Here is a 26,820-nt window from a genome sequence, read left to right as displayed (position 1 = left end):
ACGGTCACGGACGCGGCGGGGCACACGCGGACCGAGACGGTCACGGTCAATCTCACCGACGTCAACGACAACGGGCCCTCTGACATCCTGGTCTCGGGCGGCACTATCGCCGAGAACAGCGCGGGCGGCACGGTCGTGGCGACCTTGTCGGCGGTCGACGCCGATACCGGCGAGAGCTTCAGCTACAGTCTCGCCGGGACCGATGCCGCGAGCTTCGTGGTCGTCGGCAACGAGATCCGTGTCGCGCCGGGCGCGGTGCTCGACTTCGAGGCGGGGGGCACGCGGACCTTCGACCTGACGGTCACGGACGCGGCCGGGCACAGCCGGACCGAGACGGTCACGGTCAACCTGACCGACGTCAACGACAACGGGCCGAGCGACATCGTCGTGACCGGCGGCACGATCGCCGAGAACAGCGCTGGCGGCGCGGTCGTGGCGACCTTGTCGACCGTCGACGCGGATACCGGCGAGAGCTTCAGCTACAGTCTCGCCGGGACCGATGCCGCGAGCTTCGTGGTCGTCGGCAACGAGATCCGGGTCGCGCCGGGCGCGGTGCTCGACTTCGAGTCGGGCGGGAGCCGGACCTTCGACCTGACGGTGACGGACGCGGCCGGGCACAGCCGGACCGAGACGGTCACGGTCAACCTGACCGACGTCAACGACAACGGGCCGAGCGACATCGTCGTGACCGGCGGGACGATCTCGGAGAACAGCGCTGGCGGGACGGTGGTCGCCACCCTCTCCACGCTCGATGCCGATACCGGTGAGACGTTCAACTACAGCCTAGCCGGCACGGATGCCGGGCTGTTCACGGTGGTCGGCAACGAGATCCGTGTCGCACCGGGCGCGGTGCTCGACTTCGAGGCGGGGGGGACGCGGACCTTCGACCTGACGGTTACGGATGCGGCCGGGCACAGCCGGACCGAGACGGTCACGGTCGACCTGACCGACGTCAACGACAATGGGCCCTCTGACATCCTGGTCTCGGGCGGCACGATCGCCGAGAACAGCGCGGGCGGCACGGTCGTGGCGACCTTGTCGGCGGTCGACGCCGATACCGGCGAGAGCTTCAGCTACAGTCTCGCCGGGACCGATGCCGCGAGCTTCGTGGTCGTCGGCAACGAGATCCGAGTCGCGCCCGGGGCGGTGCTCGACTTCGAGGCGGGGGGCACGCGGACCTTCGACCTGACGGTCACGGACGCGGCCGGGCACAGCCGGACCGAGACGGTCACGGTCAACCTGACCGACGTCAACGACAACGGGCCGAGCGACATCGTCGTGACCGGCGGCACCATCGCCGAGAACAGCGCTGGCGGCGCGGTCGTGGCGACCTTGTCGACGGTCGATGCGGATACCGGCGAGAGCTTCAGCTACAGTCTCGCCGGGACCGATGCCGGGCTCTTCACGATCGTGGGCAACGAGATCCGGGTCGCGCCGGGCGCAGTGCTCGACTTCGAGGCGGGCGGGACCCGCACCTTCGACCTGACGGTCACGGATGCGGCCGGGCACACCCGGACCGAGACGGTCACGGTCGACCTGACCGACGTCAACGACAACGGGCCGAGCGACATCGTCGTGACCGGCGGCACCATCGCCGAGAACAGCGCTGGCGGCGCGGTCGTGGCGACCTTGTCGACGGTCGATGCGGATACCGGCGAGAGCTTCAGCTACAGTCTCGCCGGGACCGATGCCGGGCTCTTCACGATCGTGGGCAACGAGATCCGTGTCGCACCGGGCGCGGTGCTCGACTTCGAGGCGGGGGGCACGCGGACCTTCGACCTGACGGTGAAGGACGCGGCCGGGCATACGCGGACCGAGACGGTCACGGTCGACCTCACGGACGTCAACGACAACGGGCCGAGCGACATCCTGGTCTCGGGCGGCACCATCGCCGAGAACAGCCCGGGCGGTACGGTCGTTGCCAACTTGTCGACCGTCGACGCGGATACGGGCGAGAGCTTCAGCTACAGCCTGGCCGGCGCCGATGCCGCGAGCTTCGTGGTGGTCGGCAACGAGATCCGGGTCGCGCCGGGCGCGGTGCTCGACTTCGAGGCGGGGGGCACGCGGACCTTCGACCTGACGGTCACGGACGCGGCCGGGCACAGCCGGACCGAGACGGTCACGGTCAACCTGACCGACGTCAACGACAACGGGCCGAGCGACATCGTCGTCTCGGGCGGCACGATCGCCGAGAACAGCGCTGGCGGCGCGGTCGTGGCGACCTTGTCGGCGGTCGACGTGGATACGGGGGAAAGCTTCTCCTACAGCCTCGCCGGCACGGATGCCGCGAGCTTCGTGGTGGTCGGCACCGAGATCCGGGTCGCGCCGGGGGCGGTGCTCGACTTCGAGGCGGGCGGGACCCGGACCTTCGACCTGACGGTCACGGACGCGGCCGGGCACAGCCGGACCGAGACGGTCACGGTCGACCTCACCGACGTCAACGACAACGGGCCGAGCGACATCCTGGTCTCGGGCGGCACCATCGCCGAGAACAGCGCTGGCGGTACGGTTGTCGCCACCTTGTCGGCGGTCGACGTGGATACGGGGGAAAGCTTCACCTACAGCCTGGCCGGGACCGACGCCGCCTCGTTCACGGTCGTCGGCAACGAGATCCGGGTCGCGCCGGGCGCGGTGCTCGACTTCGAGGCGGGCGGAACCCGGACTTTCGACCTGACGGTCACGGACGCGGCCGGGCACAGCCGGACCGAGACGGTCACGGTCAACCTGACCGACGTCAACGACAACGGGCCGAGCGACATCCTGGTCTCGGGCGGCACCATCGCCGAGAACAGCGCGGGCGGCACGGTCGTTGCTACGCTCTCAACGGTCGACGCCGATACCGGCGAGAGCTTCAGCTACAGTCTCGCCGGCACGGATGCCGCGAGCTTCGTGGTGGTCGGCAACGAGATCCGGGTCGCGCCGGGGGCGGTGCTCGACTTTGAGGCGGGCGGAACCCGGACGTTCGACCTGACGGTCACGGACGCGGCGGGGCACAGCCGGACAGAGACGGTCACGGTCAATCTCACCGACGTCAACGACAACGGACCCTCTGACATCCTGGTCTCTGGCGGCACGATCGCCGAGAACAGCGCCGACGGCACGGTCGTTGCCACCTTGTCGACCGTCGATGCCGATACCGGCGAGACCTTCAGCTACAGCCTGTCGGGAACCGACGCCGCGAGCTTCATGGTCGTCGGCAACGAGATCCGGGTCGCCCCGGGGGCGGTGCTCGACTTCGAGGCCGGGGGGACCCGGACCTTCGACCTGACGGTCACGGACGCGGCGGGGCACACCCGGACCGAGACGGTCACGGTCAACCTCACGGACGTCAACGACAACGGGCCCGCGGACATCCAGCTCTCGGGCGGGACGGTCGCAGAGAACTCGGCCGCGGGGACGGTGGTCGCCACCCTGTCGACGGTCGATGCGGGTACCGGCGAGAGCTTCACCTACAGCCTGTCTGGAACCGATGCCGCGAGCTTCGTGGTGGTCGGCAACGAGATCCGGGTCGCGTCGGGCGCGGTGCTCGATTTCGAGGCCGGGGGGACCCGGACCTTCGACCTGACGGTCACGGATGCGGCCGGGCACACCCGGACCGAGACGGTCACAGTCAACCTGACGGACGTGATCGACACGATCACGGGCACGGCCGGCAACGACACCCTGACGGCCGGAACCGAGCAGGCGTCCTTGGTCGGGGGCGACGGCGACGACCTGCTCATCGGCAGCAGCCTGGCCGACACCATGGTGGGCGGGGCCGGCAACGACACCGCCATGGGCAGCGGGGGCGCGGACGTCATCAATGCCGACAAGATCGACTACACGGCCTCCGGCGCGGCCGTCACGGTCGATCTCGGGGCCGGAGTCGGCCATGGCGGCGACGCCGAAGGCGACACCTACATTGGCGTCTCGGTGGTGCAAGGCTCCACCTACAACGACCTGCTCGTCGGCAACGCGTCGGACAACACGCTGCGCGGCGGCGTGGGCAACGACACCATCTACGGTGGCGACGGCAACGACCGCCTCCTCGGCCATGTCGACTACAACGCCCTCGGCGACACCGGCAACGACGCCCTCTACGGAGACGCCGGGAACGACACCCTCGACGGGTCTCTCGGCGCGGATACGCTCGACGGCGGAACCGGCAGCGACACGGCGAACTATTTCTATTCCGACGCCGCGGTCTCCGTGGACCTGCAGGCCGGAACCGCAACGGGTGGCTTCGCCACCGGCGACACACTCGTCGGGATCGAGAACATCAAGGGGACGAACTACTACAACGACCTCCTGTGGGGCGACGGCGGCGCCAACGTTCTCGACGGGCAGAGCGGCAACGATGTGCTCGACGGACGCGGCGGGGACGACACCCTGCTGGGCGGAAACGGCAACGATACGCTGACGGGCGGGGCCGGCAACGACAGCCTGGACGGAGGCAGCAACACCGACGTCGCGGTCTTCAGCGGCAATGCGGCTGACTACGAGGTGACGGTCGCGGTCGTGGGCGGGGTCACGGCCTACACGGTGACGGACATCCGCTCGGGCTCGCCGGACGGCACCGACACGATCACCAACGTCGAGAGCTTCCGGTTCGCCGACCGGACGATCTCGACCTCGGCGATTCTGTCGACCGGGTCTGCCGCCGCAGACGGTCTGACCGGCACCTCGGGTGCGAACGTGGTCTGGGGCAATGCGGGCAACGACACGATCGAGGGCGGGGCCGGGGCCGACACGCTGTTCGGCGGCAGCGGCACGGACACGCTCTCGTATGCGGCCGACACGACCGGCGTGACGGTCGACCTCGGGGCCGGCACCGCTTCCGGCGGAGATGCGGCCGGCGACGTGATCTCGGGTTTCGAGAACGTCACGGGCGGATCGGGCAACGACTCGCTCACCGGGGCTGCGGGCGTGGCGAACAGCCTCTCTGCGGGCGGCGGCAACGACACCGTGGAGGCGACCAGCGGCGGGGACACGCTCGACGGCGGCACGGGCACGGACCTGCTGTCCTTCTCCACCGTGGGCGCCGGCGTGACCTATTCCCTCGGCGCCGCCGGTGCCCAGAACACCGGCGGCGCCGGTCTCATCACGGCAACCGGATTCGAGAATCTCCGCGGCAGCGCCTCCGCCGACACCCTGACGGGCTCGACCGGGGCGAACTCGATCGACGCCGGGGCGGGCGACGACAAGATCGTGGCCACGGCGGGGGGCGACACGATCGACGGCGGAGCCGGCATCGACCTCCTCGATGCGTCGGCGTCCACCGCGGCGGTCACCATCAATCTCGGTTCGACGGCGGCGCAAGGCACCGGAACCGACTTCGGAACGCTCAAGGTCAGCAACGTCGAGAACCTCGCCACCGGCAGCGGCAACGACCTGCTGACCGGCTCCGCGGCCGCGAACTCGATCAGCGCCGGCGCCGGCAACGACACGGTCGTGGGCAGCGCGGGCGGCGACACGCTCGACGGCGGCGCAGGCTTCGACGTCCTCGACCTCAGCGCGCAGACGACCGGCGTGACGGTCAACCTCACACATGGCACGGCCATCGGGTCGATTATCGGCACCGCCAAGGTCGCGGGGTTCGAGGCCGTGCAGGGCGGATCGGGGGGCGACTTCCTGTCCGGCACGGTTGGGGACGAACTGCTGTCCGGCAACGGCGGCGACGATTTCCTCGGCTCGTCGGACGGCAACGACACCTTGCTGGGCGGCGCGGGAAACGACACGATCCGGTCCGGCAGCGGGAACGACAGCCTGTCGGGCGGCACCGGCACGGATACCGTCGACTACAGTCTGGTGTGGAGCGGGGTCACGGTCGACCTGGCGGTCACCACGGCCCAGAACACCGGCGGGGGCGGGATCGACACCCTCGACGGCTCCATCGAGAACCTCACGGGCAGCTTCTACGACGACAGCCTGACCGGCAGCTCGGGCGCCAACGCGCTCTCGGGCGGCGCCGGCAACGACACGATCCGCGGAGGCGGCGGGGCGGACACGATCGACGGCGGGACCGGCACCGATACGGTTGCGCTCTCGGGCAAGGCCTCGGACTACGACGTGGCGGTCACGAGCGTCGGCGGCGTCACCTCCTATACGCTGACGGACCTGCGCTCGGGCACGCCCGACGGGACCCTGACGCTCACCAACGTCGAGAGCCTCCAATTCGCCGACCGGACCATCGCCACCTCGGCGATCCTGTCGACCGGCTCCGGAGCGGCCGACAGCCTGACGGGAACGGCGGGAGCGGATGCGATCTGGGGCGATGCCGGCAACGACACCCTCCAGGGCGGCGCGGGCGCCGACACGCTGATCGGCGGGGCGGGGACCGATACGCTCAGCTATGCGGCGGATACCTCGGGGGTGACCGTCAACCTCTCGACCTCGTCCGCCTTGGGCGGGCAGGCCGCGGGCGACGTGATTTCGGGCTTCGAGAACGTGACGGGCGGCTCGGGCGCGGATTCGCTGACCGGCTCCTCGGCGGCCAACACGATCGACGGCGGGGGCGGCGACGACACCATCGAGGGCGGGGGCGGGGCGGATTCGCTCGTGGGCGGTTCCGGCACCGACACGGTCTCGTATGCGAGCGAGACGAACGGGGTCACGGTCAATCTCGCCACCGGCACGGCGACGGACGGCGGCGGGGCGACCGACACGCTCTCCGGGTTCGAGAACATCACCGGCGGATCGGGCAACGACAGCCTGGTCGGAACCACCGGCAACAACGCGATCTCGGCCGGGGCGGGCAACGATACGGTGGTCTCGAACGGCGGCCTCGACACGCTCGACGGCGGCACCGGGACGGACACGCTCGACATCTCCAACCAGAGCTACAACCTGGTCGTCGACCTCGGGAGCGGGACAGTCTACGACACGAGCTCGCCGTCGATCGTGGCGTCCGTAACGAACTTCGAGAACCTCAGCGGCGGATCCGGAAGCGACAGCATCACCGGGACGTCCGGGGCGAACTCCATCAGTGCCGGCGCCGGCAACGACACGATCGTGGCCACGGGCGGCACCGACACGATCGACGGCGGTTCCGGCACGGACGTCGTCAGGTTCGCCGGCAATGCGGCGGACTACGCGGTGACCGTCGCGGTCGTGGGCGGGGTCACCACCTACACGGTCGCGGACATGCGTTCGGGGTCGCCGGACGGCACCGAGATCGTCACCAACGTCGAGTCCTTCCAGTTCGCCGACCGCACCATCTCGACATCGACGATCCTCTCTTCGGGGACGGCCGGGGCCGACAGCCTGACAGGCACCTCGAGCGCGGATGCGATCTGGGGCAACGGCGGCAACGACACGCTGAACGGCGGGTCGTCGAACGACAGCCTCTTCGGCGGCGCGGGCAACGACACGCTGATCGGCGGCGCCGGCAGCGACCTCCTGGACGGCGGCAGCGGCACCAACACGGTCAGCTACGCGAACGCCGGGGCGGGCGTCGTGGTCGCCCTCCAGGCCTACTCGGACGACCCCGACGGCATCGGCAGCGACGGCCAGTATACGAACTTCTCCGCCGGAGGCCTCGCGGGCGACGCCAACGGGGACAGCTACGCCAACATCCAGAACGTCATCGGGTCGAGCTACGGCGACCGGGTCTTCGGCGGCAGCGTGGCGGGCACCTACACGCTCGGCAACGGCAACGACATCTTCGACACTCCCAACGGCCAAGTGGTCGCCGACATCGTCGATCTCGGGGCGGGGGACGACACGGCCTTCGCCGGGGACGGCAACGACACGATCTACGCGGGTACCGGCACCGATTCCATCGAAGGCCAGGGCGGCGACGACTGGATCGAGATCGGGATGGGCAGCGCCACCGTGGACGGCGGTGCGGGGATCGACACCCTGTCGTTCGCGGCAGCCAGCGGCAACGTCAACATCGACATCGGGCCGACCAGCAAGCAGACCTACACCGGCTCGCTCACCGTCAAGGCCTTCAACTTCGAGAATGTGACAGGGTCGAACCAGGCGGACACGATCCGCGGGGGGGCGGGCGACAACGTCCTGAGCGGCCTGTCCGGCAACGACTTTCTTTACGGCGAGGCGGGCAACGACAGCATCCTCGGCGGGTTCGGCGAGGACTGGATCGACGCCGGCTCCGGCGACGACACGGTGCTGGGCGGCGACGGCGTCGACACCATCCTGGGCAACGACGGCAACGACTCCCTGTCGGGCGGCGACGGCGCCGACACGATCCAGGGCGGCAACGGCAACGACACCATTTCGGGCGGCGCCGGCAACGATTCCCTCGACGGCGGTTCGGCCTACTGGGACTTCCTGGACTACTCCGACCAGACCTCGGCCGTGACCGTGAACCTCGCCACCGGCCTCGCGAGCGGGACCGGGATCGGCTCGGACACGATCAGCGGCTTCGAGCAGGTCCTGGGCGGGTCCGGCAACGACACGATCACCGGTTCATCGGCGTACGAGTGGGTGCAGGGCGGTGCCGGCGACGACTCGATCGTCGGCGGCGGCGGCGGCGACGGCCTCATGGGCGATGCCGGCAACGACTTCCTGCAGGGCGGCTCGGGGAACGACACATTCTACGGCGGCACCGGGACCGACACGGTCAGCTATTCGAATGCCACGGCGGGCGTCACTGTGAGCCTGGCGACGACGGCCGCGCAGGCGACCGGCGGCGCCGGTACGGACACGCTCAACGAGGTCGAGAACCTGGTCGGTTCCAGCTATGCCGATACGCTGACCGGCAATTCCGGCGCCAACGCCCTGTGGGGCGGCTCCGGCAACGACTTGCTCTCCGGCGGCGGGGGCAGCGACGCCCTCGACGGCGGAACGGGCAACGACTCGCTTCGGGGCGACACCGGCGGCGACGTCCTCACCGGCGGGTCGGGGAGCGACGTCTTCCTCTATGCCGGCGGTGACGGCAGCGACACCATCGACGGCGGGGCCGGGGGCGGCTGGACCGATACGATCGCGCTCGAGGGCTTCTCGGGGCTCGCGGCCCAGACGGGCTGGACGCTGGTGCTCGACAACGGATTCAGCATCACGTCGCAGAGCGGCGCCGAGATGACGCTAGGCAACGACTCCTCCGGCCACATCGACTTCGCGGACGGCAGCTCGGTGGCGTTCCAGGGGATCGAGAAGATCACCTGGTAACGCCACGCGGCCGTCCGTGGGACCCGAAAAGAAAAGGGGCCGTTCCTCGCGGAGCGGCCCCTCGACGTCCGACCGAAGCGGCGGACCGTCAATCGAGGTTCTTGATGATCTCTTCGGTCATCTTCTTGGCGTCGCCGAAGAGCATCATGGTGTTGTCGCGGAAGAACAGCTCGTTCTCGACGCCGGCATAGCCGGAGCCCATGCCGCGCTTGATGAACAGCACCGTCTTGGCCTTCTCGACGTCCAGGATCGGCATGCCGAAGATCGGCGAGGCCGGGTCCGTCTTGGCGGCCGGGTTGGTCACGTCGTTGGCGCCGATCACGTAGGCGACGTCGGCCTGGGCGAAGTCGTTGTTGATGTCCTCGAGCTCGAAGACTTCGTCGTAGGGGACGTTGGCCTCGGCCAGGAGCACGTTCATGTGCCCGGGCATGCGGCCGGCCACCGGGTGGATCGCGTATTTCACCTCGACGCCGGCGTGCTTCAGCTTGTCGGCCATCTCGCGCACCGCATGCTGGGCCTGGGCGACCGCCATGCCGTAGCCCGGCACGACGATGACCTTCTCGGCGTTCTTCATGATGAAGGCGGCGTCGTCGGCGGAGCCCTGCTTGACCGGACGGGCCTCGGCCGGACCGCCGGCGGGGCCCGCGGTCTCGCCGCCGAAGCCGCCGAGGATGACCGAGATGAAGCTCCGGTTCATGCCCTTGCACATGATGTAGGACAGGATCGCGCCCGACGAGCCGACGAGCGCGCCGGTGATGATCAGCGCCGAGTTGCCGAGCGTGAAGCCGATGCCGGCCGCCGCCCAGCCCGAGTAGCTGTTCAGCATCGACACGACGACGGGCATGTCGGCGCCGCCGATCGGGACGATGATGAGGACGCCGAGGATCAGGCTCAGGATCGTGATGACCCAGAAGGCCAGATGGCTCTCGGTGCGCACGAAGACGATCGACAGGATCAGCAGCAGCACCGCCAGTCCGATGTTCACGGCATGGCGCATGGGCAGCATGATCGGCTTGCCCGACATGTTGCCGTTCAGCTTGGCGAAGGCGATGATCGAGCCCGAGAAGGTGATGGCGCCGATGGCGACGCCGAGCACCATCTCCACCAGGCTGCCGCCGTGGATGTGGCCGACCGTGCCGATGCCCATCGCCTGGGGGGCGTAGAGGGCGCCGGCCGCCACGAAGACGGCGGCCATGCCGACGAGGCTGTGGAAGGCCGCGACCAGCTGCGGCATCGCGGTCATTTCGATCTTCTTCGCCGTGTAGGCGCCGATGCCGCCGCCGACGGCGAGACCGAGGAGGATCAGGAAGCCGGAGCCGAAGGAGGGCCGGGCGGCGATGAGCGTCACCACGATGGCGATGCCCATGCCGATCATGCCGTAGAGGTTGCCCTGGCGGGACGTGGCCGGGCTCGAGAGCCCCCGCAGGGACAGGACGAACAGGACGGCGGCGACGAGGTAGAGGGTGGCGGTGATGTTCGCGCTCATGAGCTCACCGCTCCTTCTTCTTGTACATCGCCAGCATGCGCTGGGTGACCAGGAAGCCGCCGAAGATGTTGACGCTGGCCATGACGAGGGCGAGGAAGCCGAAGACCCGGGCGAAGACCGGGCCGGAGTCGTCGGCTACGACCGGGACCGCGACGGCGAGGAGCGCGCCGACCACGATGACGGACGAGATCGCGTTCGTCACCGACATGAGCGGGGTGTGGAGCGCCGGGGTGACCGACCAGACCACGTAGTAGCCGACGAAGATCGCCAGCACGAAGATGGAGAGGCGGAACACGAAGGGGTCGATGGCGCCCCCAGTCGCGGCGTGGGCGGCGGCGCCGGCGGCGGCGGCGAACTGGTCGACCGCGTTCTGGGCCTGGTTGGCATAGGCGGCGGCCTGGTCGGCGGCGCCGCGCGCGGCCCGGGCGGCCGCCTGCGCCTGTTCGAGCGCCTGTTCGGTGGTGAGATTGGCCATGGGTCTCGCCTCAGCTCTTGAGCGCGGAATGGACGATCTGGCCGTCCTTCGTGATGAGGGTCGCCTTGACGAGCTCGTCGTCCCAGTTGACGGCGAGCTTCTTCTCCTTCTTGTCGATCAGCGTCTCGACGAAGGCGTAGAGGTTCTTGGCGTAGAGCAGCGAGGCGCTGGCGGCGACGCGGCCGGCCATGTTGAGGTGGCCGAGGATCTTGACGCCGTCGACGGTGGCGACCTCGCCGGCGACCGAACCCTCGACGTTGCCGCCACGCTCGACCGCGAGGTCCACGATCACCGAGCCGGGCCGCATGGAGCGCACCATCTCGGCCGTGATCAGGCGCGGGGCCGGCCGGCCCGGGATGAGCGCCGTGGTGATGACGATGTCCTGCTTCTTGATGTGCTCGGCGACGAGGGCGGCCTGCTTGGCCTGGTACTCGGCGGACATCGGCTTGGCGTAGCCGGCCGCGGTCTCGGCCTGCTTGAACTCCTCGTCCTCGACGGCGACGAACTTGGCGCCGAGCGAGGCGACCTGCTCCTTGGCGGCAGGGCGCACGTCGGTGGCGGTCACCACGGCGCCGAGGCGGCGGGCGGTGGCGATCGCCTGCAGGCCGGCGACGCCGGCGCCCATGACGAAGACCTTCGCGGCCGAGACGGTGCCGGCGGCGGTCATCATCATCGGGAAGGCGCGGTCGTACTCGGCGGAGGCGTCGATCACGGCGCGGTAGCCGGCCAGGTTCGCCTGCGAGGAGAGAATGTCCATGACCTGCGCGCGGGTGATGCGGGGCATGAACTCCATCGCGAAGGCGGCGTAGCCGGCGTCCGCGAGACCCTGCATGGCCTCCTTCTGGCCATAGGGGTCGAGCGCCCCGATGAGCAGGGCGCCCGGCTTGGCGCCGCGGACGTCGCCCGGGTTCGGCCGCCGCACCGTCAGCACGATGTCGGCATCGGCCAGGACGGCGGCGGGATCGGACGCCAGCGTGGCGCCGGCGGCCTCGTAGTCGGCATCGGGGATGCGGGACTTGAGCCCCGCACCCGCCTCGACCACCACCTCGGCGCCGAGACCCTTGAATTTCTTCACGGTGTCCGGCGTGGCGGCGACGCGGCCCTCCTGCGGGTCGCGTTCCTTCGGAACGGCTATCTTCATGAGAACCCCCTGCACGGCGTCCCCTTCAGCCGAGGAGCGCCGGGAAATCGTGGTAGGCGAGCGGGCGGGCGCCCGCGTGCCGGTCCGGCGCGGCCGGACAGTCCGTGACGTTCAGGAGAGCCCCGGAAGGCGCTCGACCGCTCGGGCCCGCGACGAAGACGCCGCCCGCCGGTCGACCCGGGGGCGGCGCGCGATCATACGAGGAAAATCGCCATCAGGATGAGGAGGACGATGATGGAGATCGTGCCCCACTTCGTCAGCGCCAGGAACATCCTGTAGGTCTTCTCGTGTTCCGCGTAGTCCATGGCGGGATGTTCGGCCATCTCTCGAGCCCCTCGTTCGTCCTTCGAATGTTCCGTCCCGGCAGGCAGCCCCGGGCCCGCGTCTTTATAGGAGAAGCCCGGGGCGCGGGCAACGCACGGATTGCCTCAGCGCGGCCCGTTCCGGCACTTTCCGGCGGACCCGGGGCACCGCCGCGACCTGCGGTGCCGCTCCAGCCTTCGACCAAAACTGGTATACCAGATGCCAGGACGGGTCAAGCCGCCGCTTCGCCGAGCGTGAGCCCGGACCGCGCGAAGGCATCGGCCTGCCGGCGGGCCAGGAGGTCGACGTCGAAGCCGGCGATCTGGTCGTTGAAGAGCCGGTAGAAGTTCAGCTCCGCATCGAGATGCAGGAACACCCCGCCGAGGCCTATGGCGGCGCGGTCCATGAAGACGAACTCGCGCGGCACCGTGACCGGGCCCCTCTCCTTCAGGGCTTGGGCGACCCGCATCGCCTCGCGGCGGCCGTACTCGGTCGGGGAGACGCCGTCGGCGATGCGCCGGACCCGGTCGGTCAGCAGCGGGCCGTAGATGAAGCGCGCCCAGATGTTCAGGATGTCGACCAGCTCGGTGTCGAGACCGCGGAAGCCCCAGCTCTCGTAGGCCGCGACGATGCGGTCCTGGTCGTCCTCCATGAGGCCGCGGTAGAGGTCGATGACGCCCTTCACGAAGCGGGGCGGGAAGAGCCGGATGCAGCCGTAGTCGAGGAGGTTGATGCCGGCCGGCGCGCCGTCCGCCTCGAAGACCGTGTAGTTGCCGAGATGCGGGTCGCCGTGGATCACGCCGTAGTGGCTGAAAGGATACCACCAGGCCTTGAACATGGCCGCGGCGAGCCGGTTGCGATCCTCCTGCGTACCCTCCTTGTGGGCCAGGATGGGCTTGCCCTGCAGCCAGTTCATGGTGAGGAGCCGGCGGGTGGAGAGGGCCGGCACGGGGGTCGGAACCCGGATGTCCGGATCGTCCGCGAAGATGTCCGCGTAGAGCGCCATGTGGCGGGCCTCGCGGGCGTAGTCGAGCTCCTCCCGGATGCGGGCGGCGATCTCCTGGCGGATCTCGGTCGTGTCGATGGCCGGCCGCATGCGCTTGTGGAGCGAGAAGATGATGCCGAGCTGCCTCAGGTCGGCCTCCACGGCCGATTCCATGTCGGGATACTGCAGCTTCACGGCGAGGGGCGCACCCTCGAGCGAGACCGCCCGGTGGACCTGGCCGAGCGAGGCGGCGTGGGCGGGCTGATGCTCGAAGGAGGCGAAGCGCTTTTCCCAGCCGGGCCCCAGCTCCGCGATCATGCGGCGCTTGACGAAGGCCCAGCCCATGGCGGGCGCGTCGGCCTGCAGGCGCATCAGCTCGGCCGCCCATTCGGCGGGGATCGCGTCCGGAATGGTCGCCATCAGCTGGGCGACCTTCATGAGCGGGCCCTTGAGCTGGCCGAGCGCGGCGGCGAGCAGTTCGCCCTCGCGCCTCAGGTCGGGATCGCCGCCGAACAGGCGGGCGCCCGCAATGCGCGCCGCGGCCGACCCGACCCCGGTGCCCACGCGGGCATAGCGGGAGACGCGGCCGGAGAGGCGGTTCTTCTCGTCGTCATTGGGAGCCATCCGGCATTGCCTCGGTGAGTGCGAAATCGGGACCGGCTTGAGATAGGCCGGCCCCCCCGCCGATACGAGCCCGGCGCGGAGCCGGATGCCACGAGACTCAGTCCTCCGGGGATCCGGCCGGGGCGTCCGCGATCCGGTCGCGGATCCAGCGGGCCAGGCCCTCCTCGTCCATGGTCCCCGCCGCGAGGCTCAGGATCACGACCACCGCCTCCGGTTCCGGGACCCTGAAGTCCACGCCGTTGAGGCCCAGGAAGACCACGATGGACAGGAAGGCGGCGCGCTTGTTTCCGTCCACGAAAGGATGGTTCCGGGCGATCCCGTAGGCATAGGCCGCCGCGAGCGCCGCCGGGTCCTCCTCGCCTTCATAGGCGTACCTGTTCATCGGACGTCCGAGTGCGGACTCGAGCAGCCCGATGTCGCGGATGCCCGGCGGACCTCCGAAACGCGCCAGTTGCTCATCGTGGAACGCGACGACGAGGTCCGCGGCGAGCCAGACGATGTCGGTCATTTGGCGAGTTCGCGGAGGGTGTTCTCGTAGGTCTTCATGGCCTTCCGGGCGATCTCCATGCCCTTCTCGAACGTGTCGTCCCGGCGGGAGAGCACGATCTTGCCGTCCGGCTGCCGGGTCAGGGTCAGGACGTCTCCCTGGGCGAGGCCGAGTTCGATGAGCAACTCCTTCGGCAGGATGAGCCCGGCCGAATTGCCGATCTTCTTGATCTCGAGTTTCATCACTTGCTCCGGTCTCGTTGTACGAATGGTATAACGCTGCTCCCCGTTATACGCAACGTACAACGCGTCCGTTCACAGCGATGGGAGGGCCGGGCGCGCCCGGCCGGCCTCATGGCCCCGATAACCCCGCGATCCGGGCCAGTTCCGCGGCGACCAGATCGCGGTGATCCTGCAGGTTCTTGTAGCGGAGCTGGTCGGGGTCGAGGGCGAGGAGCTGGGCGCGCAGGCCGGCGGCGAGCCGGCGGCCGTCGGGGTGGGTCTCGAAGGCCCCGAAGGGATCGACCAGGACACGGATCGTGAACAGGATGTCGCCCGAGGCTGGCATGCGGCGGAGCGTCTGGCGCTCCACGCGGATGAAGGCGCTGCGGTCCATGCCGAACCAGTCGCGCGGGCGCTCCTTCGATTCCGGATGATGCAGCTCGGCGTCCGGGTAGATCGACCAGTTCAGCCGCTCCACGATGATGCCGGGCTTGAGGCCCTCGAAGATCCGCTTCATCCGAACCCCCAGGTGCTCGGCATAGCCGGGCACGTTGCCGTGGAGGCCGTCGAGCGAGGCCCCGAACTTCTCCGCGAGCGACCAGGCGGAGGGAAAGCACAGGGCGGCGGCGACGAGGCGATAGCCCGCGGCGCCGCCCGGGCGCATGAGGACGAGGTCGTCCTGGACGAGGCGGGCGGCCGTCGCCAGGGCGGGCTCGGCGGCAGAGAGCGGCACGGACCGGCTGCCGTCGACGAGGATGTGGTCGCGGTCCCAGCGGTAGCGATCGGGGTGGCGGGCGAGGAGATGGGCCAGGATCGCGTCCAGCACCTCGCGCTGGCTCGCCTCCGTGTCCGGCTCGGCACGGAAGACCACGTCGCGCTTCTCGGCGAGGAGCGCGTCCTTTTCGGCGAGCTCGACCAGGAGGCGTTCGTCCGGCTCCAGCCAGCGCTCTTCCGGGATCGGCGAGAGGCCGATCGAGAAGGGCTTCTTCGAGCCGTCGTAGGGGGTATGGGCGAAGGTCGGCATCGGGGCAGGCTAGACCGGCAGGGAACGGCCGCCAATGCGGGATCGCGCGGGGGCGGGCATGCCGGACGGCTCAGGCTCCGCCCAGGCTGACGACCGGGTTCTTGCGGTCGGTGCAGACCGGGCCCTTGAGGCCGGCGATCGGCGGAAGGCCGGTGAAGCGGACCATGGACAGGTTGCCGAGCGGGTCGACGACCGACAGGGCCCCGTCGTCGGGCCCGAGGGCGCCCGGCTCCTTTTCGCCGTTGAAGAACAGCCGGCCGACCTCGCTCGGGATCTCGACGCTCTCGCCGCGCCGGGCCGCCTCGGTCCGCATGAAGAGGATCGGCTGGGTCCCGCCGCCGAACAGGCAGAGCCAGGACCACTCCCCGTCGTTGATGCCGCTGAAGTCGATGCGGTCCTGGGCGGCGCCGAGGGCCTGCGACACGTAGGCGATGTGCTGGTGGGGGACCGGCGTCGCCCAGCCGGCCCGGTAGTAGAGCAGGCCGGCGTTGATCAGGGTGGCGAGCACGAAGCCGACGATCGCGCCGAGAACCACCTGGAAGAGCCTGCGCATGCGACCTGCCGGAAAGAGCCGAGACGGTGCTTCCGGATAGCATCGATGCCGGCCGCGGTGAAGCCCGGGCCGAGCGGCGCGGGCCGCCCGGGCGCCCCGGATCAGCGGGCCGCGTCCATGGCCTCGAGCTCGCCGATCATGCGCTCGACGACGCCGAGGCCGAGGGACCAGAAGCCCGGGTCGCCGGCGTCCAGGCCGAAGGGGGCGAGCAGCTCCTTGTGGTGGCGGGTTCCGCCGGCCTTGAGGAGCTGGAAGTACTTGTCCTGGAAGCCCTCGGCGGCGTTCTCGTAGACGGCATAGAGGGAGTTCACCAGGCAGTCGCCGAATGCGTAGGCGTAGACGTAGAAGGGCGAGTGGATGAAGTGCGGGATATAGGTCCAGTAGGTCTCGTAACCGGGGCCGAGCCGGATCGCCGGGCCGAGGCTCTCTGCCTGCACCTCCATCCAGATCTCGCACAGGCGTTCGGCGGTCAGCTCGCCCTCGCGGCGCTCGACGTGGACCTTGCGCTCGAAGGTGTAGAAGGCGATTTGGCGCACGACCGTGTTCAGCATGTCCTCGACCTTGGAGGCCAGCATGGCCTGCTTCTCGGCCGGGGAGGCCGCCTTGGAGAGGAGCGCCTTGAAGGTCAGCATCTCGCCGAACACCGAGGCGGTCTCGGCCAGCGTCAGCGGGGTCGGGGCCATGAGCGCGCCGTTGGGCGCGGCCAGCACCTGGTGCACGCCGTGGCCGAGCTCGTGCGCCAGGGTCATCACGTCGCGCGTCTTGCCCTGATAGTTGAGCAGCACGTAGGGGTGCACGGACGGCACGGTCGGGTGCGCGAAGGCGCCCGGGGCCTTGCCGGGGCGCACGGGGGCGTCGATCCAGCCCTTGTCGAAGAAACGCCGGGCGATGTCGGCCATGTCGGGCGAGAAGCGGCCGTAGGCGTCGAGAACGGTGTCGCGGGCCTCTCCCCACGGGATGTCGCGCGTCTCGGCCTTGGGCAGGGGCGCGTTGCGGTCCCAGTGGTCCAGCTTGTCCTTGCCCATCCACTTCGCCTTCAGGGCATAGTAGCGGTGCGAGAGCTGCGGGAAGGCGGCGCGCACGGCGGCCACCAGGGCGTCGACCACCTCGCGCTCGACGCGGTTGGCGAGGTGGCGGGAATCCGCCACGTCCGCGAAGGCGCGCCAGCGGTCGGAGATCTCCTTGTCCTTGGCGAGCACGTTGGTGACCAGCGAGAAGACCCGCATGTTCGCCTTGAAGGTCTCGGCGAGCGCGTCCGCGGCGGCCCGGCGGGTCGCCTCGACGGGCGACTGGAGCAGGTTGAGGGTCGGCTCGATGGCGAGTTCCTTGCCCTCGACGTGGAAGCGGAGCGACGAGATGGTCTCGTCGAAGAGGCGGTTCCAGGCGGACCGGCCGGTCGTCGACTTCTCGTGGAAGAGGCGCTCGAGCTGGTCCTCGAGCTGGTGCGGCTTCTCCTTGCGGATGTCCTCGATCCAGGGCCGGTAGTGGTCGAGCCGAGGCTCCTTCGCCATGAGGCCGGCGACGAGGCCGTCGTCGAGGCGGTTCAGCTCCAGCTCGAAGAAGATGAGGTGGGTCGAGGCCTGGGTGATCTTGTCCTGCAGGTCGGAATAGAACTTGGCGCGCTTCGGATCCGAGGTGTCGCCGGAATAGATCAGGCCCGCGAAGGAGATCAGCCGGCCGAGCAACTCCTGCAGGGCCTCGTACTCGGCGACCAGCTCGGCGATGCGGGTCGCCGCGCCGCCCTCGGCGAGGCCGGCGAGCTTGCCCTTGGCGCTCTCCTCGAAGGACCGGGCCCAGCCGAGCGCCTTGTCGGTGTCGGCCTTCACCTCCGGACCATCCATGGAGGGATAGAGGTCCGCGAGGTTCCATTCGGGCAGGCCTTCCGCCTCGGCGGCGCCGGCGATGGCGGCGGGCGAACGGACGGCGGAGGCGGGCGCGAACGGCATGGAAGCGGTATCCTCGTCGTTGACAGGCGGCCCCCCGGGCGGGGAGGCGGGTTAGATATGGACCGCGGACCCGCCGCAATCAACGCCGCATCGGCCGGGCCGCCGATCGCCCCGGGCGCGCCGGACCGCGCCCGTCCCCGCAATTCCCGGCCGGCGGCCAAAGTCTTAGGAGCCGGTTAAGACTTCGCTTCCAGAGTCGGTCCCGATCTGAAACAGCACCGGACCGCGCCCGCTCCATGGCCGAACGCATCCTCATCGTCGACGACGACCCGATCCAGCGCCGGCTCCTGGAGGAGGCGGTCAAGCGCTTCGGACATCCGGCCAGGGCGGTCGACAGCGGGGCCGAGGCGCTCCGCATCCTGACCGCGCCGGAGGGGCAGGACGTCGGGCTCGTGGTGCTCGACCTCGTGATGCCCGACCTGGACGGCATGGCGGTGCTGACGCGCCTGCGCAAGGCCGGCATCGACAAGCCCGTTATCGTGCAGACGAGCCACGGCGGCATCGACGTGGTCGTCTCGGCCATGCGGGCCGGGGCCTTCGACTTCGTGGTCAAGCCGGTCTCGCCGGAGCGCCTGCAGGTCTCGATCCAGAACGCCCTCAAGGTGGCGTCGCTGGAGACCGAGGTCGGCCGCATCAAGCGGGCGGAGTCCGGCACGCTCGGCTTCTCGGACATCGTCACCAAGAGCCCCGCGATGGCGCGGGTGCTGCGGCTCGGGGAGCGCGCCGCGGCCTCGACCATCCCGATCCTGATCGAGGGCGAGTCGGGGGTCGGCAAGGAGCTGATCGCGCGGGCGATCCAGGGCTCGTCCGATCGCAGGTCCAAGCCCTTCGTCACCGTCAATTGCGGGGCGATCCCGGAAAACCTGGTCGAGTCCATCCTGTTCGGCCACGAGAAGGGCTCGTTCACGGGGGCGCTGGAGCGTCATCTCGGCAAGTTCCAGGAGGCGCACGGGGGGACGCTGTTCCTCGACGAGGTCGGCGAGCTGCCGCCCGACATGCAGGTGAAGCTCCTGCGCGCCATCCAGGAGGGCGAGGTGGAGCCCGTGGGCGGGCGGCGGACCGTGAAGGTCGATTTCCGCCTGATCTCGGCCACCAACCGCAGCCTGCTCGACATGACGCGCGAGGGCCGCTTCCGGGAGGACCTCTACTACCGGCTCAACGTCTTCCCGATCTGGATTCCGCCGCTCAGGGACCGCAAGGAGGACATCCCGGACCTCGTCCGCCACTTCATCGCCCGCTTCGCCGCGGAGGAGAAGAAGCGGCGGCTGGTCGGCATCGACGGGGAGGCGACAGAACTCCTCCAGCGCTACGACTGGCCGGGCAACATCCGGCAGCTCGAGAACGCGGTCTTCCGCGCCGTGGTGCTCGCCGACGACGTGCCCTACCTCGGGGCCGACGAGTTCCCGCAGATCGCCGCCCAGCTCGGGCAGCTGCCGCGGTCCGCGCCGGCCACACTTTCGCGCCATCCGGCTCAATTCGACGTGAGCGTCGCCGCGCCGGCCGCCTCCGCCCCGGAGGCCGCCGCACCGCCGCCGGCGCCTGTCGCGAGCCTGTCGCCGATGTCCGGCTGGTCGCCGGACCCGAACGGGTTCGCGTCGGGAAGCGGGCCGGCGCCCTTCGGTTTCCTGAGGAGCCTGGATGCCAACGGGCACGTCCGGACTCTGACCGGGATCGAAGAGGAGATGATCCGGATCGCCATCGAACACTATGGCGGGCGCATGTCGGAAGTGGCGCGGCGGCTCGGGATCGGCCGATCCACCCTCTACCGAAAGCTGAAGGAATATGGTTTGGATGACACACCTGGCGTCGAAGCGGCCGAATAGAGCCGCAGACCGGTGCGATGGCAGTTGAATCCGCACCGGGCCTGCGCTTCAGCTGGCGTAAGGTCATTCGAAGCCGGTTTTTCATTCGGGAGCTCGGCATGATTCGCCGCTCGTGGTCGTCGTTCGTGGGTGGCACAGCCCTGGCGTTGCTCATGGTGAGCGCCGTCGCGGCCGAGGAGGCGGCGCGGGTGACGGCCCCGGCGGCCGAGCCGTCCGCCGGATCGTCCTCGGGTTCCGAGATCGCCGAACGGGCGGTCGAGACCGCGCCGCACGGCGTCAGCCTCGGGCAGGCGGGCGCGCTGGCCGATCCCGCCCCGAACGCGCTCGCCGGCGAACTTCGTCCCGGCATCGACGCCACCGTGGCGGCCGCGCCCGAGCCCGTCCGGGCCGAGGAGGCGCCGGACCTCACGCTTTCCAACCCGATCGTCCTGCCGACCGAGGCGCCGCCCGTGCCGGCGATCGCCGCCGCGCCCGCGCCGGAGCCGCCGACCGCCGCCGAGATCGCCGCACGCCTGCCGCACCCGCTGACCCTGCCGACCGACGCGCCGGCCATGCCGTCGATCGCGGCCGCGCCCGCGCCGGCCGCGCCCGTCCCCGCGGCGACGCCCGTGCCCGCCGCCCAGCCGGTCCGCACCGGCTCGGTGACGGCGGTGGCGCCGCAGGCGGCGGCGGCCCTTGCGGTTCCCGACGATGCGCTCGCGGCGGCGATCCAGGCCGCCGTGGCCGACTTCGGCCGCGACAAGGCGACCGGCGAGGAGCGCAAGACGCGGGCGGCCATCCAGGCCTTCTACGAGGGACGGGCCTACCAACCGGTGTGGACCGGCGGCAGCGGCCTGACCGAGCGCGCCCGGTCCGCGGCCGACCGGTTCGGTCGCGCCGGGGAGGACGGGCTCGACGCGTCGGACTACGCGGTGCGTCTGCCGGCGCCGGGCGCGAGCGCGGCCGACCTCGCCCAGGTGGAACTCGCCTTCGCCCAGTCGGCGCTGCGCTACGCCTCCCACGCCATGTCGGGGCGGTTCGACCCGACCCGGCTCTCGGCGCTGGTGACGGCCAAGCCGCCGCAGATCGACCCGGCGGCCGTCCTGGCGGAGACCGCTGCGGCGACGGACGTCTCGGCCGCCCTGCAGGCCTACAATCCGCCCCACGAGGGCTACCGCCGGCTGCGCGCCCGGCTCGCCCAGATGGAGAGGCCCGTCTCGGCCGGCGTGGCGACGCCCCTCCAGGCGCGGGTGCCCGACGGGCCGAGCCTCAAGCCCGGCCAGCGGGACGAGCGGGTCGCGGTGCTGCGAGAGCGGCTCGGCGTCGGCACCTCGGTGTCGGACGCGGACAGCTACGATCCGGCGCTCGTGGAGGCCGTGCGCGCCTTCCAGCGCGAGAACGGCATCAAGGCGACCGGCGTGGTCGGGCCGGCGACCCTGGCGGCGCTGAACGGGCCGGCCTCGGCCGGGGCCGCGCCGGCCGGAGCCGGTGAGCCCAAGGTCGCTGACATCATCGCCAACATGGAGCGCTGGCGCTGGCTGCCGCGCGACCTCGGCTCGCTGCACGTCTTCGTCAACATCCCGGACTTCCACCTCGACGTGGTCGCCGGCGGGCGGGCCATCCACCGCACGCGCGTCATCGTCGGCAAGGTGCAGAACCAGACGCCTGTCTTCTCCGAGACGATGACCCACATCATCGTCAACCCCTACTGGAACGTGCCGGTCTCCATCCTCAAGAAGGAGATGCTGGACAAGATCCAGGCGACGTCGGGGGCCTACCTGGACCGCGGCAACTACGAGGTCGTGGTCGGGTCGAAGGTGGTCAGTGCCTCGGCGGTCGACTGGTCGACCGTCAACCCGGCGGCGGTGCGGGTGCGCCAGCGGCCTGGCGGCGGCAATGCCCTGGGCAACATCAAGTTCATGTTCCCGAACCAGCATTCCGTCTACCTGCACGACACCTCGTCGCGCGGCCTGTTCCAGCAGAGCTACCGGGCGCTGTCGCACGGCTGCGTGCGCGTCAACGAGCCCTTCGCCTTCGCGGACGCCGTCCTGTCGGAGGAGCCCAGCGGGCTCGACGGCTCGAAGCTCAAGGCCATGGTGGGGGGCAGCGAGCGCTGGCTGTGGCTGAAGCGCAAGCTGGAGGTCCACCTCGCCTACTTCACGGTCTTCGTTGCGGACGACGGACACGTGGAGTCGCGGGCGGACGTTTATGGACACAACGAGAAGACCAAGCGCCTGCTCGGGCTCTGATGTCCGGCGTTCCCGAAACCCGTCCGGCCGCGCATCGCCACGAGCGCCGTCCAGCCTGGCGCTGACCGCGCGGCGCGCCGTTACGGTGAACGGTTCGTTAACCAGTCGGTCCGAATTTGGGGCGACCGGGAGACCTCCGCCGTTGCATGGCCACGATTCGCTGCATAGCTCCCGGGATGTCCACGGCTGACCCAAGTCGAGCGAGGCGCATGTCCCGTGAAATCCGTCTGAACCGGACGCCCGCCCTCCTCGGCGCTCTCGTCGTGCTCGCCTCCGCGTCGGCCGCGGGGGCCGAGACCCGGGCCCTCTCGCTCCTCAACACGCACACGCAGGAACGGGCCACCATCGTCTTCAAGCGGGACGGCCAGTTCGACCCGAACGGGTTGCGGGAACTGAACCGGATGCTGCGCGACTGGCGCCGCAACGAGTCGACCAAGATGGACCCGCAGCTGTTCGACCTCATCTACGAGGTCTACCGCGAGTCCGGGTCGGCCCAGCCGATCCACATCGTCTCCGGCTACCGCTCGCCTGCGACCAACAATGCGCTCCGGTCCCGCTCGCGCGGCGTCGCCAAGTTCAGCCAGCACATGCTCGGCCGGGCCATGGACTTCTACCTCCCGGACGTGCCGCTCGACCGGCTGCGCGGGATCGGCATGAAGCAGCAGTTCGGCGGGGTCGGCTTCTACCCGACGTCCGGCTCGCCCTTCGTCCACATGGACACGGGCAACGTGCGCGCCTGGCCGCGGATGACCCGCGACCAGCTCGTCCGGCTGTTCCCGGACGGCAAGACCGCCCACCTGCCGGCCGACGGGGCACCGCTGCCGCGCTACGAGGAGGCGCTGGCCGAAGTCGCGGCGCGCAAGGGCCGTGGCGAGACCGCGGTGGCGAGCGCATCGGGCTCCGGCTCGGGCCGCTCCATCTTCGCCGCGATCTTCGGCGGCGGGTCCGCCGCACCACAGGCGGAGGACGACGACGAGGAGGGCGCCGTCCCGCGCGCCGCGCCGCGTCCGCAGGAGCTCCGCCAGGGGCCGCTGCCCGCCGGCTCGCCCGCCAAGGTGGCGCTGGCCGAGGAGGAGGGCGAGAAATTCGTGCCGCCGCCACCTCCCCCGCCCAAGGGACCGGTCGTGGCGTCCGCGACCGCCGTGCCGCCGCCGCCCGCGCCCCCCGCGCCGGGATCGCTCGTCGCCCTGCCGGTGCCGCAGGCCGCGCCGCGCGCCCCGGGGTCCCTGATCGCCGCCGCGCCTCCCGCGGCCACAGGAAACGGGCTCCCGCCCGGCTGGGTGCAGGGCCCGCAGGGCCAGCCCGGTCCGGTCGCCGCCGCGACGCCCGTCGACGTTCCCGTGCCGGCCGCCAAGCCGGGATCCAACACCGTGGTCGCCGCCCTCGACCAGACGGCCGCGGTCCAGCCGCGCGCCAAGCCGGCTTCGACGGGCGTGGCCGACGCGGTCGCGGTCCTGGCTCCGCCGCCCGCGCCGCCGGGACCGGGGCCCCTCGGCTACGCGCCGCCGCCCGCCGCCAAGCCGGATCCGTTCCAGGCCGCCGGCATCGAGCCGCGCGCGGGCACGAGCGTGTCGCGCGCCGCCGGCGCCGGCCTCGTGCTCGCCTCCCTGCCGCCCTCGGCGGCCGTCCAGCCCGGGGCACCCGCGTCCGACGCGACGCGCGCGGCCGCGGCGGCCCGCTCCGCGCCGAAGGGCGACCGGACGGACCCGCTCGCCCGCCTCGTGGGCAGCGGCGCCGCGAGCCCCGAGGCTCGGCTGATGGACTCGACCAGCAACACCCGCATGGCCGGCTTCGGCGTGCTCGTGCACCCGGACCAGGAGCACTTGCCGCAGCTCCTCGCCAAGCCGCCCCACCTCGTCATGTCGGGCTTCGGCGGCGGACCCGGCGGCGACCTGCGGTCCGACCGCTTCTCGGGCCCGGCCGTCATCGCGCTCGTGGTGATGCGGACGGAATGACCAAGGCGGCGCGGCGGCCCGCCGGCGCCTAACGGGTCGCCGGCGCTCGGCTCGGATCCGGCGCGGCGCGTTCCGCCGTGAAGGCGAGCACCGTCGCTTCCAGCCCGCGTGTCAGGCCGATCCCGCAGCGCCAGCCCAGCAGGCGTCGGGCGCGAGCCGGCGAGCCACGCAGGTTCGGCACCGGCGAGGCGGACCCGTCGGCTCCCCACAGGAAGGCCGAGTCCGGCGCGCCCATGATCCGGCGCAGGGTCTCGGCGACCGCCCGCATCGTCGGCGCCACCCCGCTGCACAGGTTGACGAGGACTGGGCCGGGCAGCCCGGCGTCGCCGAGCGCCAGCAGGCCGGCGACCGCGTCGTCGACGTGGATGAGGTCGCGACGGTCCATGGGATGGCGGATGGTGACCGGGATGCGGTCCAGACAGTCCCGGATCATGCGCGGGATCAGGAACTCCGGCGACTGGCCCGGTCCGTACACGAGGGCGAGGCGGGCGGTGGCGACGGGAAAGGGCAGGCGGGGCTGGAGCGCGGCGAGAAGATGGGTCGCCGCCAGCATGCTGGCACCGTAGACCCCGGCCGGCGCCTCGCGCCTGTCTTCCCGGTAGGGCACCGCGACAGGACCGTACTCCGCCAGGGTTCCGGCCCGCACCAGGAAGGCGGGCGGACGCGGCGCCAGGGCGGCGGCGCGGACGAGGCCGAGCAGGGGGAGGACGTCGTCGGCGACGCTCGCGGCGGCGTCCCCCAGGTCCGGGTCCTCCCGGCGCCGGGTGGCACTGGCGAGATGGTAGATGCCGTCCGGCCCTATCGCGGCCAGGCAGCGGACGAGGTCCGGCTCGGCGCCGAGGTCGAGCCGGTGGACGGTGATGCGGTCGAGGATGGGCTCGAGCCGGCCGAGGCCGGTGGAGGCACGCAGCAGGACGTGAACGTCGTCGCCCCGCCGGACGCAGGCGGCGGCGAGATGGGAGCCGACGAAGCCGCCGGCCCCCGTGATCAGGATACGCGCCATCTCGCCTCGTCGCGCCGCATGTCCCGGGCGGCCGCGGCGGGTAGGGCGGCCGGTCCCGGGACGACGTCGTGGTCCCGCGTCCGGCCGGAGGCGGGGCTCCGGCCGGTACGGTCCTGCTCTAGCCGACGATGCGCGGCGTGGGAAGCGGGACCAGGAACTTGCCGCCGCGGGCCAGGAAGGCCTGCTGCTGCTCCTTGATCTCCTCGAAGAAGTTCCAGGCGAGCACGAAGAGGACGTCGGGCTTCTCGGTCTCCAGGGCCTCGACGGGCTTGATCGGGATCCGGGTATTGGGCGAATAGAGCCCGTGCTTCAGCGGGTTCTTGTCGACCAGGAAATCCAGGTACTTCTTGTCGATGCCGAAGTAGGTGATCAGCGTGTTCCCGCGCGCGGAGGCGCCGTAGCCGGCGATCTTCAGGCCGCGCGCCTTCATGTCGTCCAGCATGGCGCGGATCTCGGCGCCCATGGCGTCGACCTTGCGGACGAGCGCCGCATAGCTCTCCGGATCGAGCATGCCGGCCTCGCGCTCCTCGTCCAGCATGGCGCGGACGACCGGCGCTGCGGGCACCCCGGCGCTCTTGCGGGTCAGGAAGACCCGCATGGAGCCGCCGTGGATGTTGGGGAAGTGATGGACGTCGGTCACCTCGAGGTCGAAGAAGGCGCCCAGCTTGACCATCGAGAGCAGGCTGAACTCCGAGACGTGCTCGTGGTAGATGTTCTCGAACTCGTTGTGCTCGAGGAGTTCCTTGGCGCGCGGCACCTCGATGACGAAGACGCCGTCCGGGGCGAGCAGGCGGACGATGCCGCGCATGAAGGTGTGCAGGTCGCCGATGTGGTTGAAGGTGTTCGTCGTGACGATGACCTTCGCGGCGCCGTGCCGGTCGTGGATCTCCTGGGCGGTGTCGGGGTCGAAGTAGCTGACGTGAACCTTCACGCCGCGCCCGCGCGCGATCTCGGCGATGTTCTCGGCCGGATCGATGCCGAGGGTCTTGGCCCCGAGCGCGTTGCAAGCGGCGAGCAGCAGGCCGTCGTTGCAGCCGATGTCCACGATCAGTCCGTCCGGGCCGGCCTTGGCGGCGAGCACGCCGGCAAGCTCACCGAAATGCCGGTGCATGGTCGCGGCCCCGGAGGGAACGTAGAGATAGTGGCGGAAGAAGCCGGCCGGGATCTGGTCGGCGACCTGGATCAACCCGCATTCGAGGCAGACCTGTGCGTTCAGCGGAAAGCTGGGCTGGGGCTTGTCCAGGTCCTCGGGCCTGATCAGCATCTGTGCGGGCGAATGATTGCCCAGGGGCATGAAGAGATGGGGGTCGGCGGCAAGGCAGGCGCGACAGGACGTCAGCCGGTCCATGGGTGGTTCGAGCTCCGGTTTCTATCTCGATGGCGCCCAGGGCGGCTCGTCCTCGAGGCCGCCCTGGGCGCTGCATTTCGCTTGGTCTCTACCCGCCCGCAACAGCC

Annotated in this window: 16 protein-coding genes; 4 read left to right on the top strand and 12 right to left on the bottom strand. The window is 70.6% G+C overall.

The genetic code is table 11. The annotated features are described in order from the left end of the window. Positions 1 to 135 precede the first annotated feature (135 nt). On the top strand, positions 136 to 9,111 hold the full coding sequence (locus WBG79_RS22055) for a hypothetical protein (protein ID WP_337359377.1): 8,976 nt from the start codon (positions 136 to 138) through the stop codon (positions 9,109 to 9,111). Between the two features lie 88 nt (positions 9,112 to 9,199). Here WBG79_RS22055 and WBG79_RS22050 read toward each other — a convergent pair whose 3' ends face one another. The 10 genes from WBG79_RS22050 to WBG79_RS22005 form a co-directional block, all read right to left on the bottom strand. Then, a complete protein-coding gene (locus WBG79_RS22050) occupies positions 9,200 to 10,597 on the bottom strand; it encodes an NAD(P)(+) transhydrogenase (Re/Si-specific) subunit beta (RefSeq protein WP_337359376.1) in 1,398 nt (465 codons plus the stop codon). 4 nt (positions 10,598 to 10,601) lie between these two features. After that, positions 10,602 to 11,072, bottom strand: a complete 471-nt coding sequence (locus WBG79_RS22045; protein ID WP_337359375.1) for a proton-translocating transhydrogenase family protein — start codon at positions 11,070 to 11,072, stop codon at positions 10,602 to 10,604. A 10-nt stretch (positions 11,073 to 11,082) separates the two neighbouring features. Then, on the bottom strand, positions 11,083 to 12,213 hold the full coding sequence (locus tag WBG79_RS22040; protein ID WP_337359374.1) for a Re/Si-specific NAD(P)(+) transhydrogenase subunit alpha: 1,131 nt from the start codon (positions 12,211 to 12,213) through the stop codon (positions 11,083 to 11,085). A gap of 194 nt (positions 12,214 to 12,407) precedes the next feature. Continuing rightward, the gene (locus WBG79_RS22035) at positions 12,408 to 12,536 is read right to left on the bottom strand and encodes an aa3-type cytochrome c oxidase subunit IV (RefSeq protein WP_337359373.1); all 129 of its coding nucleotides are present in this window, start codon (positions 12,534 to 12,536) and stop codon (positions 12,408 to 12,410) included. A 212-nt stretch (positions 12,537 to 12,748) separates the two neighbouring features. Continuing rightward, positions 12,749 to 14,125, bottom strand: coding sequence for an ABC1 kinase family protein (locus WBG79_RS22030; protein WP_337359372.1), 1,377 nt, complete (start codon positions 14,123 to 14,125; stop codon positions 12,749 to 12,751). 97 nt (positions 14,126 to 14,222) lie between these two features. Further along, positions 14,223 to 14,633 (bottom strand): type II toxin-antitoxin system death-on-curing family toxin, encoded by a 411-nt coding sequence (locus tag WBG79_RS22025; protein ID WP_337359371.1) that lies wholly within the window; start codon positions 14,631 to 14,633, stop codon positions 14,223 to 14,225. After that, the gene (locus tag WBG79_RS22020; protein WP_337359370.1) at positions 14,630 to 14,854 is read right to left on the bottom strand and encodes an AbrB/MazE/SpoVT family DNA-binding domain-containing protein; all 225 of its coding nucleotides are present in this window, start codon (positions 14,852 to 14,854) and stop codon (positions 14,630 to 14,632) included. The genes WBG79_RS22025 and WBG79_RS22020 overlap by 4 nt, the downstream gene beginning before the upstream one ends. Positions 14,855 to 14,963: 109 nt before the next feature. After that, positions 14,964 to 15,857 (bottom strand): heme-dependent oxidative N-demethylase family protein, encoded by an 894-nt coding sequence (locus tag WBG79_RS22015; protein WP_337359369.1) that lies wholly within the window; start codon positions 15,855 to 15,857, stop codon positions 14,964 to 14,966. Positions 15,858 to 15,927: 70 nt separating this feature from the next. Continuing rightward, positions 15,928 to 16,410, bottom strand: coding sequence for a hypothetical protein (locus WBG79_RS22010; RefSeq protein WP_337359368.1), 483 nt, complete (start codon positions 16,408 to 16,410; stop codon positions 15,928 to 15,930). 101 nt (positions 16,411 to 16,511) lie between these two features. Continuing rightward, positions 16,512 to 18,356: a M3 family oligoendopeptidase gene (locus WBG79_RS22005; RefSeq protein ID WP_337359367.1), complete on the bottom strand. Its 1,845-nt coding sequence runs from the start codon at positions 18,354 to 18,356 to the stop codon at positions 16,512 to 16,514. Between the two features lie 236 nt (positions 18,357 to 18,592). Here WBG79_RS22005 and WBG79_RS22000 point away from each other — a divergent pair, with 236 nt between their 5' ends. The 3 genes from WBG79_RS22000 to WBG79_RS21990 all read left to right on the top strand — a co-directional run bounded on the left by WBG79_RS22000 (position 18,593) and on the right by WBG79_RS21990 (position 24,362). Then, positions 18,593 to 20,179, top strand: a complete 1,587-nt coding sequence (locus WBG79_RS22000) for a sigma-54-dependent transcriptional regulator (RefSeq protein ID WP_337359366.1) — start codon at positions 18,593 to 18,595, stop codon at positions 20,177 to 20,179. A 98-nt stretch (positions 20,180 to 20,277) separates the two neighbouring features. Next, entirely contained in the window at positions 20,278 to 22,407 is a 2,130-nt protein-coding gene (locus WBG79_RS21995) for a L,D-transpeptidase family protein (protein ID WP_337359365.1), read from the top strand. A 209-nt stretch (positions 22,408 to 22,616) separates the two neighbouring features. Continuing rightward, a complete protein-coding gene (locus WBG79_RS21990) occupies positions 22,617 to 24,362 on the top strand; it encodes a DUF882 domain-containing protein (protein WP_337359364.1) in 1,746 nt (581 codons plus the stop codon). Between the two features lie 28 nt (positions 24,363 to 24,390). Here WBG79_RS21990 and WBG79_RS21985 read toward each other — a convergent pair whose 3' ends face one another. Next, entirely contained in the window at positions 24,391 to 25,365 is a 975-nt protein-coding gene (locus tag WBG79_RS21985; RefSeq protein WP_337359363.1) for an NAD-dependent epimerase/dehydratase family protein, read from the bottom strand. A 118-nt stretch (positions 25,366 to 25,483) separates the two neighbouring features. Beyond that, positions 25,484 to 26,713: a class I SAM-dependent methyltransferase gene (locus tag WBG79_RS21980; protein ID WP_337359362.1), complete on the bottom strand. Its 1,230-nt coding sequence runs from the start codon at positions 26,711 to 26,713 to the stop codon at positions 25,484 to 25,486. Positions 26,714 to 26,820 lie beyond the last annotated feature (107 nt).

This window comes from Prosthecomicrobium sp. N25 (assembly GCF_037203705.1).
In the GTDB taxonomy this organism is placed as follows: domain Bacteria; phylum Pseudomonadota; class Alphaproteobacteria; order Rhizobiales; family Ancalomicrobiaceae; genus Prosthecodimorpha.
Note: the sequence above shows the minus strand (reverse complement) of the source record. Positions and strands in the feature narration are given on the sequence as shown.

Bases quoted from the DNA above. Each gene is read 5' to 3' on its own strand.
- WBG79_RS22050 (WP_337359376.1), bottom strand. From the start codon at position 10,597: ATGAGCGCGAACATCACCGCCACCCTCTACCTCGTCGCCGCCGTCCTG.
- WBG79_RS22045 (WP_337359375.1), bottom strand. From the start codon at position 11,072: ATGGCCAATCTCACCACCGAACAGGCGCTCGAACAGGCGCAGGCGGCC.
- WBG79_RS22040 (WP_337359374.1), bottom strand. From the start codon at position 12,213: ATGAAGATAGCCGTTCCGAAGGAACGCGACCCGCAGGAGGGCCGCGTC.
- WBG79_RS22035 (WP_337359373.1), bottom strand. From the start codon at position 12,536: ATGGCCGAACATCCCGCCATGGACTACGCGGAACACGAGAAGACCTAC.
- WBG79_RS22030 (WP_337359372.1), bottom strand. From the start codon at position 14,125: ATGGCTCCCAATGACGACGAGAAGAACCGCCTCTCCGGCCGCGTCTCC.
- WBG79_RS22025 (WP_337359371.1), bottom strand. From the start codon at position 14,633: ATGACCGACATCGTCTGGCTCGCCGCGGACCTCGTCGTCGCGTTCCAC.
- WBG79_RS22020 (WP_337359370.1), bottom strand. From the start codon at position 14,854: ATGAAACTCGAGATCAAGAAGATCGGCAATTCGGCCGGGCTCATCCTG.
- WBG79_RS22015 (WP_337359369.1), bottom strand. From the start codon at position 15,857: ATGCCGACCTTCGCCCATACCCCCTACGACGGCTCGAAGAAGCCCTTC.
- WBG79_RS22010 (WP_337359368.1), bottom strand. From the start codon at position 16,410: ATGCGCAGGCTCTTCCAGGTGGTTCTCGGCGCGATCGTCGGCTTCGTG.
- WBG79_RS22005 (WP_337359367.1), bottom strand. From the start codon at position 18,356: ATGCCGTTCGCGCCCGCCTCCGCCGTCCGTTCGCCCGCCGCCATCGCC.
- WBG79_RS22000 (WP_337359366.1), top strand. From the start codon at position 18,593: ATGGCCGAACGCATCCTCATCGTCGACGACGACCCGATCCAGCGCCGG.
- WBG79_RS21995 (WP_337359365.1), top strand. From the start codon at position 20,278: ATGATTCGCCGCTCGTGGTCGTCGTTCGTGGGTGGCACAGCCCTGGCG.
- WBG79_RS21990 (WP_337359364.1), top strand. From the start codon at position 22,617: ATGTCCCGTGAAATCCGTCTGAACCGGACGCCCGCCCTCCTCGGCGCT.
- WBG79_RS21985 (WP_337359363.1), bottom strand. From the start codon at position 25,365: ATGGCGCGTATCCTGATCACGGGGGCCGGCGGCTTCGTCGGCTCCCAT.
- WBG79_RS21980 (WP_337359362.1), bottom strand. From the start codon at position 26,713: ATGGACCGGCTGACGTCCTGTCGCGCCTGCCTTGCCGCCGACCCCCAT.